16 protein-coding genes and 1 pseudogene are annotated in these 13747 nt (G+C 47.2%); 5 read left to right on the top strand and 12 right to left on the bottom strand.

The annotated features are described in order from the left end of the window. Positions 1-6 precede the first annotated feature (6 nt). The 3 genes and pseudogenes from V7S65_RS05065 (at position 7) to V7S65_RS05060 (ending at position 2837) form a co-directional block, all read left to right on the top strand. Complete coding sequence (locus V7S65_RS05065) at positions 7-756, top strand: SDR family NAD(P)-dependent oxidoreductase (RefSeq protein ID WP_336386003.1); 750 nt, start codon at positions 7-9, stop codon at positions 754-756. A gap of 32 nt (positions 757-788) precedes the next feature. Further along, positions 789-878, top strand: a pseudogene (locus tag V7S65_RS32220) (hypothetical protein); the annotation flags it as partial. A 39-nt stretch (positions 879-917) separates the two neighbouring features. After that, positions 918-2837, top strand: a complete 1920-nt coding sequence (locus V7S65_RS05060; protein ID WP_336386004.1) for a sialate O-acetylesterase — start codon at positions 918-920, stop codon at positions 2835-2837. Positions 2838-2846: 9 nt separating this feature from the next. Here the strand turns inward: V7S65_RS05060 and V7S65_RS05055 are convergent, their stop codons facing one another. The 11 genes from V7S65_RS05055 to V7S65_RS05005 all read right to left on the bottom strand — a co-directional run bounded on the left by V7S65_RS05055 (position 2847) and on the right by V7S65_RS05005 (position 11374). Then, positions 2847-3590, bottom strand: coding sequence for a hypothetical protein (locus V7S65_RS05055; RefSeq protein WP_079467908.1), 744 nt, complete (start codon positions 3588-3590; stop codon positions 2847-2849). Between the two features lie 5 nt (positions 3591-3595). Next, entirely contained in the window at positions 3596-4612 is a 1017-nt protein-coding gene (locus V7S65_RS05050) for a bestrophin family protein (protein ID WP_336386005.1), read from the bottom strand. Further along, the gene (locus V7S65_RS05045) at positions 4590-5279 is read right to left on the bottom strand and encodes a potassium channel family protein (RefSeq protein WP_336386006.1); all 690 of its coding nucleotides are present in this window, start codon (positions 5277-5279) and stop codon (positions 4590-4592) included. The genes V7S65_RS05050 and V7S65_RS05045 overlap by 23 nt, the downstream gene beginning before the upstream one ends. A gap of 121 nt (positions 5280-5400) precedes the next feature. Then, on the bottom strand, positions 5401-5814 hold the full coding sequence (locus tag V7S65_RS05040; protein WP_079467911.1) for an arsenate reductase ArsC: 414 nt from the start codon (positions 5812-5814) through the stop codon (positions 5401-5403). A 16-nt stretch (positions 5815-5830) separates the two neighbouring features. Next, entirely contained in the window at positions 5831-6358 is a 528-nt protein-coding gene (locus V7S65_RS05035) for a DUF6428 family protein (RefSeq protein WP_079467912.1), read from the bottom strand. An 11-nt stretch (positions 6359-6369) separates the two neighbouring features. Beyond that, positions 6370-7464 (bottom strand): ACR3 family arsenite efflux transporter, encoded by a 1095-nt coding sequence (gene arsB / locus V7S65_RS05030; RefSeq protein WP_346805442.1) that lies wholly within the window; start codon positions 7462-7464, stop codon positions 6370-6372. Between the two features lie 24 nt (positions 7465-7488). Further along, the gene (locus V7S65_RS05025; protein WP_339545269.1) at positions 7489-8022 is read right to left on the bottom strand and encodes a GNAT family N-acetyltransferase; all 534 of its coding nucleotides are present in this window, start codon (positions 8020-8022) and stop codon (positions 7489-7491) included. A 45-nt stretch (positions 8023-8067) separates the two neighbouring features. Beyond that, positions 8068-8397, bottom strand: a complete 330-nt coding sequence (locus V7S65_RS05020; RefSeq protein WP_079467915.1) for an ArsR/SmtB family transcription factor — start codon at positions 8395-8397, stop codon at positions 8068-8070. A 126-nt stretch (positions 8398-8523) separates the two neighbouring features. Further along, a complete protein-coding gene (locus tag V7S65_RS05015) occupies positions 8524-9549 on the bottom strand; it encodes an ABC transporter permease subunit (RefSeq protein ID WP_111578639.1) in 1026 nt (341 codons plus the stop codon). Further along, positions 9491-10510, bottom strand: coding sequence for an ABC transporter ATP-binding protein (locus tag V7S65_RS05010; RefSeq protein ID WP_079467917.1), 1020 nt, complete (start codon positions 10508-10510; stop codon positions 9491-9493). The genes V7S65_RS05015 and V7S65_RS05010 overlap by 59 nt, the downstream gene beginning before the upstream one ends. A gap of 6 nt (positions 10511-10516) precedes the next feature. Continuing rightward, on the bottom strand, positions 10517-11374 hold the full coding sequence (locus V7S65_RS05005; protein ID WP_336386008.1) for a COG1470 family protein: 858 nt from the start codon (positions 11372-11374) through the stop codon (positions 10517-10519). Positions 11375-11587: 213 nt separating this feature from the next. On the opposite strand from V7S65_RS05005, the gene V7S65_RS05000 reads away from it, so the two are divergent. Together V7S65_RS05000 and V7S65_RS04995 are read left to right on the top strand one after the other, a co-directional pair. Then, positions 11588-12256: a 4'-phosphopantetheinyl transferase family protein gene (locus tag V7S65_RS05000; protein WP_336386009.1), complete on the top strand. Its 669-nt coding sequence runs from the start codon at positions 11588-11590 to the stop codon at positions 12254-12256. A 152-nt stretch (positions 12257-12408) separates the two neighbouring features. Further along, positions 12409-12780, top strand: a complete 372-nt coding sequence (locus V7S65_RS04995) for a response regulator (protein ID WP_079467920.1) — start codon at positions 12409-12411, stop codon at positions 12778-12780. A gap of 56 nt (positions 12781-12836) precedes the next feature. On the opposite strand, the gene V7S65_RS04990 is transcribed toward V7S65_RS04995, so the two are convergent. Further along, complete coding sequence (locus V7S65_RS04990; RefSeq protein WP_336386010.1) at positions 12837-13556, bottom strand: DUF4386 domain-containing protein; 720 nt, start codon at positions 13554-13556, stop codon at positions 12837-12839. Positions 13557-13747: the final 191 nt, after the last annotated feature.

Genomic DNA, 13747 nt, shown 5'->3' with positions numbered 1-13747 from the left:
AGGACAATGACAGCAACAAAAAGAAAATTAGCTATTGTAACAGGCGGCGGTTCAGGCATTGGCCTGGCCATCGCTGAAAAGTTTGTGGAGCAGGGAATTGAGGTGGTGATTGCCGGAAGAAACCAGGAAAGACTGGATGCGGCCCAACAAAAGCTGGGAGCGCTGTGTCATGCGATGGCGTGTGACGTAACTGATCTTGCCGCCATCCCCGGTTTTGTACAGGGAGTAATTGACCGCTACGGTCCTGTAGATATACTGGTGAACAACGCCGGCGCCAATATGAAAAAGGATTTCACGGAAGTAACGGACGAAGATTTTCAGCAGATAATCCTTACCAACCTTACGGCCGTTTTTGCGATGAGCCGTGAAGTGGTAAAAAACATGCTGCAGCAACAGGCGGGTTGCATCATCCATATCAGCTCTATGGCTGCGCAGTATGGCATCCCAAAAGTGATTGCGTATTCCGCCAGCAAAACCGCTATTGATGGGATGACCCGGGCGATGGCCGTGGAGCTGTCGCCCAAAGGTATACGCGTAAATGCCATTGCCCCGGGGTTTATTTATTCCGATATGACCGCAAAGGCATTGGACAGTGACCCGGAAAGAAAAGCAAAAGTATTTGGCAGAACACCGATGGGAACAATGGGGCAACCTGCCGACATCGGCGAGGCGGCCTGGTTCCTTGCCAGTGATGCGGCCAAATTTGTTACGGGCGTAGTATTGCCTGTAGATGGCGGAAACAGTATTGGTTTTTAGCAACCCTTCACCGATGAAAAGGAGATTTCACCATCCATACTTATTGCTCTCCAACATTGAATTTCCACGGCCTGGAAAACGGCTTGCAGTATGCGATATCCGTTGACGATGAAGCGCCGCAAATGATCAGCATCTCCCTTTTTTTTTATAACGTTCCTGATATGAAAAAATTAATACTCCTCCAGTTATTCCTTCTCGCTGTATTCAGCGGGTCCGCACAGTTGAAGTTACCCCGGCTTATCCGCGACAGTATGATCCTTCAAAGGGATGAAAAAATAAAATTGTGGGGATGGGCCACCGGCAATGAAAAGGTGCAGATCCGTTTCAATGGTAAAACATACCAGACCAAAGCGGATGCAGACGGTAACTGGGCGGTGCATTTACCACCTACCAAAGCCGGCGGCCCGTACAACATGGAGATTACTGCGGGTAACAAAATTACCCTGCATGACATTTTGTTTGGAGATGTATGGTTTTGCAGCGGGCAGTCGAACATGGTGCATCAGTTGAATATTCACGACGTCACCTATGCCGGCGAAATTGCCGCCGCGAATTACCCGGAGATCCGGCAGTTCCTGGTACCCGGAGGTACCAGCTTATCGGGTCCTCAGTCCGACCTGCCTGGCGGTTCCTGGAAACCTGCTATCGGGGAAGATGTCAGGCCGTTTTCAGCGGTAGCTTATTTCTTTGCAAAAAAACTCTACGAAAAATATAAAGTACCTATAGGCATCATTAATGCCAGCGTGGGCGGCACGCCAATTGAAGCATGGATGAGTGAAGAAGGTTTGAAAGCCTTTCCGGCGCCAACTGCAACGATCCAAAAAAATAAAGACACCGCTTATCTCAATAGCTTCAAACGAGCCCCGGCAAACACCATCAAACCTCCGGCAGACGCAGGATTGACGGGAAGCTACAAATGGTACGATGCCGCCTATATCCCCAAAGGATGGCGCAGGATCAATATTCCCGGTTACTGGGAAGACCAGGGCATCAAAGACCTGAATGGTGTGGTGTGGTACCGCAGGGAAATAGAGATCCCCGCTGCGATGGCCGGCAAACCCGCCAAAGTGTTCCTCGGACGGATCGTAGATGCAGATGAACTTTACATCAACGGTCAACAGGTAGGGCGCACTACTTACCTGTATCCGCAACGCAGGTACCAGGTGCCTGCGGAGCTGCTGAAAGCGGGTAAAAACCTGTTTGTGGTAAGGGTTACCAATAACAGCGGCAAAGGCGGTTTTGTACCGGATAAACCTTACTGTATTTTTTCAGGCACAGATACCATTGATTTAAAAGGCGACTGGCACTATAAAGTGGGCGCGGCTTTCCCGCCATTGCCCCGCGAAAGCTTTACCGCGGGCATCAACCTGCAAAATCAACCGGCGGCGTTGTATAACGCGATGGTGTTTCCGGAACTCAATTATACCATAAAAGGATTTTGCTGGTACCAGGGCGAGAGCAATGCCGGTGAACCCAAACAGTATGCTAAGCTGCTACCGGCCCTGATCAGCGACTGGAGAGCTAAATGGAACCAGGGGCCGCTCCCCTTTCTCTATGTACAGCTGCCGGGGTTTATGGATTATACCTATTTGCCAACTGAAAGCAGCTGGGCCATGTTCAGAGAATCGCAATTCAAAGCGTTGTCTGTTCCCAATACGGGAATGGCGGTAGCGATTGACCTGGGCGAGTGGAACGACATTCATCCGGATAATAAAAAAGAAGCAGGCGAACGCCTGGCCCTTGCTGCTATGAAAGTAGCTTATAAAGAAAATATTACTTCCAGCGGTCCGCTTTATCAATCATCTGTAGTGGAAGGGAATAAAATCGTTGTCAGCTTCACCGATGCCGGCAGTGGATTGATCACCAATGATGACGGGATGCCCGCCACCTTTGAGATTGCGGGCGCTGATAAGAAATTTGTATGCGCCAGTGCGAAAGTAGAAGGGAACAAAGTGATAGTGTGGAGCGATGAAATCAGTGTACCCAGGTACGTTCGTTATGCGTGGTCCGACAACCCGGTGAACCCTAATTTGTATAACCGGGAGTTGCTGCCCGCATCACCCTTCAGAACGGATGAGTAAGGGCGGGGATTATTCGTAGTATTCTTTCAGCAGGCTTTTTCTTTCTTTTGTTTCAAGGTTGATGTAATCAAATCTTTTGTATTGACAGAAGGAGCCCATCTCCTTGTCGCCATTAATAAAGATAGCGCCTGCGAGTATCACGTATTTACATGGATAGCTCGTTTCTTTCACCAGCACTTCCATGCGCCGGTCGATGGCTTCGTACATTACTTCCGTGGCCTCAAATATCTGGTTCTTTGCAGCTGTGATGCGGTATTTGTTATGCAGAAAAATCTGTTCAATGGTGTTCATCTGGAAATCCAGGGAACTGATATTACCATCGATGATTTCGTTGTTTAACAGTTTGTTCAGCGCTCCTTTGGCCGCGCCACAGCAGGCGGAGTTGCCGGATTGGCCGATACGGCTGATTTCACCAATGGTGCCATCTTTGGTGATGCCGATGTGCGGCGCGTAGAAGATGATGACGGCGCCGTTTTCCGGTACATGGTGGGCAAATGCGTTCATTCCTGTGATGCCTGCAAAAGGAAAGCCATTCAATCCGCCAAGGTGAAAGGGCCCAAGCATTTCGTATGCCCGTGGGGGATATTGTATCGCATTCACATCATCGCAACACATACTATCGGCATGCATCAGCTGATGCGGTTTTAAGTCCAGGTGTTTTTCAATGGTATCCAGTAAACGGTTAACTGTATCAATGGAAGTCAGCGCCCGGGGATACCATTTTCTCACGGTAGTAAGATGCTCGTTACTCATGTTTATTACATTAAGATGTTGTTAATAGCAGTGATGGGGGCGGGTAAATCTTTCTGGCCTAATATCTCTCTTACATCTATTTCAATATTCCGGCTGATCTGTGTAATGGGGACGTCGTTGGCATTTCCTTCAAAAGGATTTTCTGTGCTTTCTCCTATCTGTTCCAATACCAGGAATACCCAGCCAATCAATATACTGAAGGGGATGGTGAGCCAGATGATACCATCTCCAAACTTCTCTCCCAGCTTGGAAAACTCACCGATAAAACCTAAAGGCAACAGGGCACAAAAGGCAAACGTAAAGTAGAGGTTGATGCTGGAAAACTGCCGTGGATAGGGGAAGTTTTTGATGCGTTCTGCTTTACCCTGGTTGTCGTATAAGTCTTTCAACTGATTTTCCAGCGCTACATAATTATAATCCGATATATTGGCGGCTTCATTCAAACTTCTTAATTGTGCGGATTGAAGGGCAATGAGCTGGGTGGCCCTGTTTTTGGCAGATAGTATCTGCTGCCGCTCTTCTTCCGGTAAAAACGCTTTCAGTTCTTCTTCCAAACTACTTTCCCATTCGGGTACTTTATAGTATTTCAGGTATGCACGATTGTAACTTCTTGTTTTTACATTCTCCCAGCTTTTTATTTCCCGTAACTGGAAACGGAGCCCTGTAAGCCATGCAAAATGGCGATAGATGATTTGCTGATGTAATGCGGCCTCCTGGTTTTTATCTGTTACTCTTATAAAATCCCTGACCATAATGCCAAACGCGCGGCTGCTGTTTATGATAGCGCCGTAGATTTGCCGGGCTTCCCAGGTACGGTTATAGGTTTGTGTGTTTCTGAATCCGGAGATGAAGGCTGCGGCGGTACCCAGCAATGCCACCGGCACCCAGGGAATAGCGAGCCATTTCCAGTTAAAAAAATAAAACAACAGCGTAGGAACCATGCTTAAAACCAGCATGGTGTAAATCTTCGTTTGCGTCCACGGAATGAAGTGTTGTAATCTATAACGGCTTGCTGTGTTCATCTGTGCTGTTTTTTGAAGAAAATTTACTGATGATTATTCCTACCAGTACCACGGTATAAAACTGTCCGGCAATACCAAAAACGGAGGTGATCAGCTTTGTGTAATGCGCACTGGGTGTGATGTCGCCAAAACCTATACTGGTTAATGTAATACTGCTGAAATATACCAGGTCCACATAGGTGGCAGCGGGGTTTGACATATCAATGCCCTTGAACGAAGCCGGGTTCTGATACAGGAAATATTGCAACAGGAAAGTAGATATTTCAATCAGCAACAGGTAACCACAGGCGGAAGCAGAAATGATATCAGCATTGATATAGCCCGGCCTGATCAGAAATCCTACTATCTGCCAGAAGATAAAAATAAAGAATACCACATAGGCCACATTCAGAAAAAGGAAATAGCCGGGATAGCGCCCCCAAAAACGCAGGCCGATGGGTAAGGCCAGTACAAGCAGGAACAGGGCGTTCCGGGTGACGTTTTTCCATTCGCCTTTTCCAATAAAAACACCCACGCTTGCCAGGCCCAGGATAAGCATATTGATTGGCCAGATTACTTCTGTGTAAAAAGGCAGATCTTTTAAAAAGATCCCGATAAACAAATGCTGCATCAGGGCAATGAGCAACACTTCATATTTATATTGCTGTAAGAATTGTTTTACGATCATCAGCGTGATGCTTGTCTAATTGTCCGGATGGCGGCTGTTCACTTGCTACTGATGATAAATATAAATTAAAAATCAAAGTCCCCCAACTTATTTAACAGCCGGGGGAATTGAAGAAGAGATATTACAGGTACTGCTCTACAAAACCTTTTGTATAATCCTTGATTATTTGGCGCACGCTTCTGAACTCAGACATGATCTGGTCTTCGCTGCCGGTAGCTTTGGCCGGATCAGGAAAGTTTTCATGCAACTTGATGGCAGAGGACGGGAAGAACGGGCATCTTTCTTTTGCATTATCGCATACGGTGATCACGTAATCGAAATCGATGCCCTTGTATTCATTGATGTTATTGGAAGTATGTGTGGAGATATCAATTCCATCTTCCGCCATAGTGGCTATTGCGCGGGGATTTACGCCATGCGTTTCCACGCCTGCGCTGTAGATCTCCGCTTTATCTCCTGCAAAATGTCTCAGGTAGCCTTCTGCTATCTGGCTGCGGCAACTGTTGCCGGTACAAAGCACTAATACTTTTTTCATGGGTACATTTTATAAATTAGCAGCAACCGCTTCCTGGTGTGCAGGACTGGCCAGCTTCCATTGTTACCGGTATTTCCAGCGTTTTTGTTTTTGGCGATCCGCAGGTGGCGCCACGATCCGTTGCTTTGCATTGGGTGGCATCCGGTTGCAGGTTTACGACCAGGTTCTCTCCTTCCAGCAGCAATTCTTTCGGATACATCTGGCGGGTATCAAATGCAGCGTTGCCAAATTCAATCTTTACGATGGCTTTAGGATTCAGATCGAGGTTACGTTCCACGAGATCCACTATTTTCATGGCTTTGTTAACTGCCATTGCGCGGTCTGTTTGTGCTTCTTCCGGTTCCCATAACTGCACGATGATCTCTGTCCAGGCATTTACCTTACCGCCGCAATCAACAGAAGTAATGGGCGCCTGTTTAATTTCGGTAATATGGTAAGAAGGAGCTACCAGTTTGTTGGCTGCATATTGAAACTGCAGGATTTGTTCAGGATGTTGTTGCAACTGGTCCTTAAAACTTTGCCAGGTCATTTTTGAATTACTCATGGTATAAAAATTTAAGTAATTGTTGATATTGTATTAACAGGCGCTTCTACTCCGCCGCCATACCAGCGTTTACGGAGCCAGAAGGCAACATTTACGAGGGCAATGAGCGCAGGTACTTCCACCAGCGGTCCGATTACGCCTACAAAGGCTTGTCCGGAGTTAATGCCAAATACGCCGATGGCTACCGCGATGGCCAGTTCAAAATTGTTGCCGGCAGCGGTGAAGGCAATAGAAGCATTTTTTGCATAATCGGCACCGGCGGCTTTTCCTAATGCAAAGCTCACCAGGAACATGATGGCAAAATAGATCATCAGCGGGATGGCTATTCGTACCACGTCCATCGGGATTTGTACGATGAGTTCTCCTTTCAGGCTGAACATAACCACAATGGTAAACAGCAATGCAATCAGGGTAATGGGCGATATGAACGGAATGAATTTTTCCCGGAACCATGCTTCGCCTTTTAACGCGATCAGGCCATATCTGCTGATAACACCTGCGGCGAATGGAATGCCGAGATAGATGCCAACGCTTTTTGCAATTTCACCGATGGAAACGGCTACTGTTATGCCTTTCATACCAAAAACCGTTGGCAGCCAGGTAATAAATACATATGCATAAACGCTGTAGAGCAGCACCTGGAAAATACTGTTGAGTGCTACCAGTCCGGCTGCATACTCACGGCTCCCGTCTGCCAGTTCGTTCCAAACGATCACCATGGCGATACACCGGGCAAGACCGATCAGGATAAGTCCGGTCATATATTCCGGGTATCCGTGCAGGAACAAAACCGCGAGGCCAAACATCAACACCGGGCCAATCACCCAGTTGAGCAACAGCGACAGGGATAGTACCTTTGTATTGCGGAACACTTCGTTCATTTTATCGTACTTCACTTTTGCCAGGGGCGGGTACATCATCAGTATTAATCCTATTGCCAGCGGAATGTTGGTGGTGCCGGTTGAAAAGGAGTTGATGAAGCCGGATGAAGAAGGAAAGAAATATCCTATGCCCACGCCGATGGCCATTGCCAGGAAGATCCATAAGGTAAGATACCTGTCTAAAAAGCCCAGTTTTTTGCGTTGTGCCGGATTACAGTTTTGCATATCAATAAGAAATAAGTTCGTTTGTTAAATACCGGTTTTGGTGCTTCGTTTTTCCAGCAGCAGGGTATCGCGCCACCGGTCGCCCATTTTGCCGATCTTTTCCCGCCGGCCTACCAGGCGGAAACCATTTGCTTCGTGGATCTGTATGCTGGCGGTATTTTCCGGGAAGATGCCTGCCTGCAATGTCCAGATGCCATTCTCTTCACTTACTTCCACCAGCTTTTTCAGGAGGGCTTTCCCAACACCTTTGCCTCCTGCGTTTAAAGCAACGTATACACTTACTTCGGCTACGCCTGCGTAAACGCACCTGCCTGAAACCGGTGTAAGCGCCGCCCATCCGATCACCTGGTCGTTTTCCATTGCAACGAGGCGGCAACCGGAAAGATGGGATTTATCCCACTCTTCCCAGGTGGGGGCAGCAGTCTGGAAGGTGGCGTTACCAGTGGATATTCCTTCCTGGTATATAGCGAGTACACTTGCTGCATGATCGGCTGTCATCGGGTAAATAGTCATAGCTATTTGCGCATTGATTTTTACGAAACGGTTGTTTGCAGGCAACTCATTGTATCATTGCAATATTGCGATATATATAAGCAAATTTTTTTAGCAGCAGGATTTCAGTTCCGCTACTTCTTTGAAAAAGGCGCCAAATATTTCACGATACTGGTTCCATACTTTTGGATTGATACAATAGCATACGCTGGCTCCTTCAATGGTTCCCTGGATCAATCCTGCAGTTTTCAGCTCCTTCAGATGCTGGGAGGTGGTAGCCTGTGCGAGGCCAAGTTCCTCTACCAGGTCGCCGCACACGCAGGCATTCTTTTTCACGAGGTATTGCAAAATGGCTATCCTGGCGGGATGCGCCAGTGCTTTCGCCATGTTGGCAACGTCATTCTGCTGTTTGGTGAATAAATCCGATTTGGTAGCTCCCATAATATTATCTCATTAGCACATCGCAATATTACGATTACTTTCTGATTCTCCAAAAAAAGTTGCTGTCTAAAAAAAAATAAGTAAAGGGCTACCTCTCAAAAATAGAGCGGTAGCCCTTTACTGTACTCAGGTACGTATTTCCCTTCGCATAAAAAGATAGTAGGAAAGCGCAAAGCACACCACGGTGGCGGCAATCAAACCGCTTACCTGCGGCCATACCACCAACAGGCTTTCCCGCACGGAAAGCGGCGAAGGAATGGCGCCGGCCATCTGCTCCATCGTGAGAGGCCCCAGGCTGCGGACGGAAGGCATCAGCAACGTGGTGGTGGCATCGGTATAAAGCTGGCTTGGTATAAAGCGCAGGAAGGTTAAAATAATCCTGTTGTAGGCCAGCAACTGATCCTGGCTCAGCACATCAGGATCGGGCAGGAATGCTTTTACAATGATATTCAGCAACACCTGGTAAAAGACCGTAAAGAACAGCCAGATGGCGATGGCCGTTAACGCGGAAGTAGCCGTTTGCCGGAACTTTACAGACAACAGGATGGAAAGGTTAAGCCAGAACGATACATAGATAACACTTAACACCACAAAACATAAAATACGCATCACCTCAGAAGGCTCTATCCTTACCCCGGTAATAATGAGGCCACCGCCGATCATCAGTAAGTTCAGTGACAGGAAAAGGGTGCTGACAACAATCAGCGAGGCCACAAATTTTGCATTGATCACCGAATCGCGGTAAACCGGTTGCGCCATCAGCCGGATGAGGGTGCCGTTGGATTGCTCGGAGTTAATGGCATCGAAGCCAAGACTAATACCCAGCAGCGGTCCCAGGAAACCAATAAATACGTGGAAAGGAGGAAGTGTGCCATCCGTTGTGGTGAGTAGCTTCAGGTATAAAAACAACCTGTCGGGATCGCCTGCATTGGCCACCGCCTTGCTGATATTGGTCATAGACACATACATGGAGCCCAGGAAAGTAAGCAGTATCAGCAAAGCTAAAATGATAAACCGCCAGCTGCGTACCTGGTCGGCTACTTCCTTGCGCACCATCACAGAAAATGGATTGGGTGCGCTGCTTTGTTTTTTCTCAACGCTTTTTGAACCTGCCGAAAAAAGACCGTTGAAATAAGCCACCTGACTTTTCATTGGATGTATTTTCCTTTAAATTATTTTCAAAATATTGTTGATAGATTTCATCGAGGCCATAGCTTTTCTGCTGTACACCGGTAACATCAAAGCCTTTGCCTACAAAGAAACGTACAATGCCGGGCGTAATATCTTCCTGGCCGGAGATCTCCACTACTGCCCCATCGACGGTTACTTTACTCACCGCCTGCATTTGCAGGAGATCCTTTTCCAATGCGCCGGTATCGCCCACCGGTGTTTTTACGGTTACCTGCACCACGTAGGGCGCTGCCTGGAATAAGTTGGCCGCCAGCGTTTCAATATTGCCTTCTGCCAGTAGCCGTCCACCAACGAAGATGCCTACACGATTACACACCTGTTGCACCTGGTGGAGATGGTGGGACGACAGCAATATGGTGAGGCCCTGACGTTCGTTTAATTGCCTGATGAGTTCCAGGAAATCCCTCACGCCGGTAGGATCAATACCAAGTGTGGGTTCGTCGAGGATAATCACTTCGGGTTGTTTGATCAGTACTTCCGCCAGGCCGAGCCGCTGTTTCATACCGCGGGAGAAGACGCCTGTTTTTTTATGTATAGCTGCGCCGAGGCCCACTTCCTCCAGCATATTCCGCGCAACGTCTGCCACTGTTGTTTCAGGAATACCATTAAGCCGCCCTATGTAGGTAAGGTTTTCCAATGCGGTTAATTCATTGTAAAAACCGACGCTGTCCGGCATATAGCCAACTTTGCGTTTTACCGGGATCGGATTCCGGGAGGCATTGATGCCGCAGATACGCGCCTCTCCGGCCGAGGGTTCTGTGAGGCCGAGGAGCATTAAGATGGTGGTTGACTTGCCCGCACCATTAGGTCCGAGCAGCCCGAATATTTCGCCTTTCCCGATGGACAGATGCAGGTTGTCCACGGCTTTTAAAGAGCCGTAGTATTTGGTCAGCCCATTCATTTCAATAATTGGATGTTCCATAAGCTGCTATCTCCTGCCATATTTACGGATAAGGTAATAAACGGCGCCAAGCGCAGCTACTATCACCAGTATACCCAGCCATCCTGTGAGTGCAGATGTTTTTACCGTCATGCGGAAAGCTGCCGTAGAAGAGGCATTAGGGTTTTTAACAGAGAAGTTTGTAACATAATCGCCTGCCAGCGTTTTATCGGGTACGCTCAGTGTGGCGACCACCTCTGCATCTTTTCCGGGTTCCAGGCGGGTAATAGTAGAAGGAACAAAAGCGGCTTCCCATTGCGGGGGCGCCTGCCCGGAGAGGTCGAGATTGTCGAGCGTAATAGTACCCGTATTCTTCACCAGCAGGTGAATCTCTTTCCGGTTTCCTTCCGTTACTTCATCGCTGAGCCGCCCGGATGGTGTGGTGAGTGTAACGGTATAGGTGCCCTTCACTACTGCCTCGAGGTTTAACCGGGCAGAATCTGTTCCGGTAACAGCCAGCACCGGGATATTGTATTTACCGGGTTTTGTTTCTATAGCAGGATTAATTTCCAGGGAGATGTCCTGGGTCTTTTCTGAATCGATATTCAGTGATGTTACCTGTACGCCTTCCACTTTGAAGGAGGAACTCCATCCCGGGGGCAGGCTTGCAGAAAGTTGATAGACACGGGATGTAGCAGCTCCGTTATGAAGCCTGGTGTTGTAGGTAAACGTGGTGTTGGTGGCAGCTTCCATGTTGATGAGCCTTGCCGTAAAAGGTGGCGACGAATGATTGTTTACCTGGGCAGATCCCTGTTTACTGCATAACATGGATACAAGAAGAAAACAAAAGAGAGAATGCGGATTCAGCTTAATCCGCCTGCGATGGTGGTTGTTCCGTGCTGACATTGCTAACATTAGATTAATAAATAATAATTATATTCTGATGAAATAATAGCTATTTACTTCCCCATACAGCTGTGGAGAATAATGATCCGATGTTTCTAAACGGCGGCCAATTTAACAAGAAATCTTAAATGCAATTGCAAAAAAAATGTGAAAATTCCGGGGTAGATTGCGGGTGCTGCACCTGCAGGCCTTCTTTTTAAACCTGATAAAAAAATGCCGAAGACCCACATCTCTGTTTATTACAGTTGTTATGATACCCCCTTGCCCGCAGACACTTTCAGCCGGCTGGTGTCCGTGCTGCCTGAAGATGCAAGGCCCGGTATATACAGGTACAGACGTTGGGAAGATGCACATGCCGCTTTGCTGGGAAAACATTTGTTGCTATACGCATTCCGGCGCCTGCACCTTGACTATACACTTGCTGATATCCGATACACTCCTTACAAACGCCCGTATATTAAAGGGGCGCCCGATTTCAATATTTCCCATTCCGGTAATATTGCAGTATGTGCCATTGCCGGCAAAGGATACGTAGGTATTGATATTGAAAAGCCCGTTCCACTGCATGTTGAAGATTTCCGCCAGCAGTTTGCCCCGGAAGAATGGGACGCCATCCGTAATGATCCGGCGGCGCCTGAAATTTTTTACCGGTACTGGACCCGGAAAGAGGCGGTATTAAAAGCTGCCGGCACCGGTTTGAATGAAGCGCTGCATGAGCTGAATACCATAGAGGATACCGTTTCCTATCATCAGCGCACCTGGCAACTAAAGCCGGTAACCATCATGCCCGGCTATATATGTCACCTGGCATCGAACGAAATGGATACCGTTATTAATACCCATGCCGTGAGTATCAGTGAACTGGTATCGATGTACGTATAACACCCCGGTGTGTAGCGTATCATCTCCATAAAACACTTAAAGACATACCTTTATCATCCTCCTTAAATAATTGATATTCAAGCGCCAAGGGAACAGGCCGCTTTTTTTGGTGCGGTATTGGTTTCCACACCTGCACATCAAATCGTATTACTATGACCAGGAAAATCCTCATCACAGAAAGCGAAGTTGATATAAAACTGCTTTTATCATCATTGCTTAAAAAGCATTACCAGATATCCTTTGTGAATGATGCAAAGCTATTATTGGAAGGAGCATTTGAAAAACCAGACCTGTTTATTTTAAACAGTCAGCTACCGGACCATAATATACTGGAAGTATGCAGACGCCTGAAATCAGATATTAACACCAAAGAAATACCGATACTGATCATTTCCGCATCAGAGGATATTGACTCTCTTATGGAAGCATGTCCGGGCGATGACTTTATCAGGAAACCATTCTCAGGGTCTGAATTACTGGCGAAGGTACACAGTGCTATTAATACAAATATTACCAGCAAATAATTGAGCTGTTTGTATGAGCTATAAAGCTAACGAACCATTAGCTTTATAGCTCTTTTTTATGCGCTGATCTTTCCGGCGGGACTTTCCTTTGCACCCATTATCAGCAGCCAGAGACAAGTTCCTATTTCAGCAATACTGGCGGGTAATCTTATAAAAGAGGAGATACCCATTGCGTCATAATGAGGCAAAAGCATCGCTCCGGAAAAATCCAGCAGGTAACCCACGCAACCGGCCATCAGCAGTATTCCCAGTATTTTAGGCAGAAAACCCGATTTAAATACCAGGTAACCAAAAGGAAACAGCCAAAGCCCCCAGAAGATCTTCAGAATCAGAATTCCGGAGTTGTACAGGTTGAGGTAAAACATGACCTGTGCCTGCAACTGATCATTGGGAAACACCTTCAGGTAGCTGTCGTCCCCTATCAGGTTGAGGACCGCAAATTTGTTCAGGACATTGACAAAAGAAACCGGTACACTTATCACTGCCAGGATAACCATCAGTTTTGCGCAGTTGCCGTTAACCGTTTTGAGTAACCGGTACAGGGCCAGTGGTAAAAACAGGAAGAAGGTGTAGCAAACCAGGCTGCTCACTATACCAAGCCGGAATAAAAATTCAGCGGTCTTTATATTCAGGACCGTAGCAGGCGCATTATCCCATACAATGAGTTTGGAGGGAACATAGGCTAAACTGAAGATCCCGGTCAATACAACGACCAAATACAGTAAGCCGGCTATTCTTGCGGTTTTCTTATTAGAAAAGGATGCTTGTTTGTTCATCAGGTCAGAGAATATTCAGCGGGATTTCCACTGGTAAATAAATATACAAAATCCTGCCAATTGAGGATAACTCTTTATTGGAATAACCGGGGATATACCGGGAGATGGCGGTACAATGGCAGTAGGCATAGCTTTAACGTGCCTTCAAGGTGGACTTGATCAGGAGTTGTGTTTTAGATAAGATGCTTTCA

The sequence above is a fragment of the Chitinophaga sp. CCNWYY40 genome (genome assembly GCF_037483205.1).
Taxonomy (GTDB): Bacteria; Bacteroidota; Bacteroidia; order Chitinophagales; family Chitinophagaceae; genus Chitinophaga; species Chitinophaga ginsengisegetis.
The sequence above is the reverse complement of the archived record's forward strand: the minus strand, read 5'-3'. Positions and strand labels throughout refer to the sequence as shown.

Excerpts from the sequence above, each read along its gene's own strand:
- V7S65_RS05065 (WP_336386003.1), top strand. The coding sequence starts at position 7 with ATGACAGCAACAAAAAGAAAATTAGCTATTGTAACAGGCGGCGGTTCA.
- V7S65_RS05060 (WP_336386004.1), top strand. The coding sequence starts at position 918 with ATGAAAAAATTAATACTCCTCCAGTTATTCCTTCTCGCTGTATTCAGC.
- V7S65_RS05055 (WP_079467908.1), bottom strand. The coding sequence starts at position 3,590 with ATGAGTAACGAGCATCTTACTACCGTGAGAAAATGGTATCCCCGGGCG.
- V7S65_RS05050 (WP_336386005.1), bottom strand. The coding sequence starts at position 4,612 with ATGAACACAGCAAGCCGTTATAGATTACAACACTTCATTCCGTGGACG.
- V7S65_RS05045 (WP_336386006.1), bottom strand. The coding sequence starts at position 5,279 with ATGATCGTAAAACAATTCTTACAGCAATATAAATATGAAGTGTTGCTC.
- V7S65_RS05040 (WP_079467911.1), bottom strand. The coding sequence starts at position 5,814 with ATGAAAAAAGTATTAGTGCTTTGTACCGGCAACAGTTGCCGCAGCCAG.
- V7S65_RS05035 (WP_079467912.1), bottom strand. The coding sequence starts at position 6,358 with ATGAGTAATTCAAAAATGACCTGGCAAAGTTTTAAGGACCAGTTGCAA.
- arsB (WP_346805442.1), bottom strand. The coding sequence starts at position 7,464 with ATGCAAAACTGTAATCCGGCACAACGCAAAAAACTGGGCTTTTTAGAC.
- V7S65_RS05020 (WP_079467915.1), bottom strand. The coding sequence starts at position 8,397 with ATGGGAGCTACCAAATCGGATTTATTCACCAAACAGCAGAATGACGTT.
- V7S65_RS05015 (WP_111578639.1), bottom strand. The coding sequence starts at position 9,549 with ATGAAAAGTCAGGTGGCTTATTTCAACGGTCTTTTTTCGGCAGGTTCA.
- V7S65_RS05010 (WP_079467917.1), bottom strand. The coding sequence starts at position 10,510 with ATGGAACATCCAATTATTGAAATGAATGGGCTGACCAAATACTACGGC.
- V7S65_RS05005 (WP_336386008.1), bottom strand. The coding sequence starts at position 11,374 with ATGTCAGCACGGAACAACCACCATCGCAGGCGGATTAAGCTGAATCCG.
- V7S65_RS05000 (WP_336386009.1), top strand. The coding sequence starts at position 11,588 with ATGCCGAAGACCCACATCTCTGTTTATTACAGTTGTTATGATACCCCC.
- V7S65_RS04995 (WP_079467920.1), top strand. The coding sequence starts at position 12,409 with ATGACCAGGAAAATCCTCATCACAGAAAGCGAAGTTGATATAAAACTG.
- V7S65_RS04990 (WP_336386010.1), bottom strand. The coding sequence starts at position 13,556 with ATGAACAAACAAGCATCCTTTTCTAATAAGAAAACCGCAAGAATAGCC.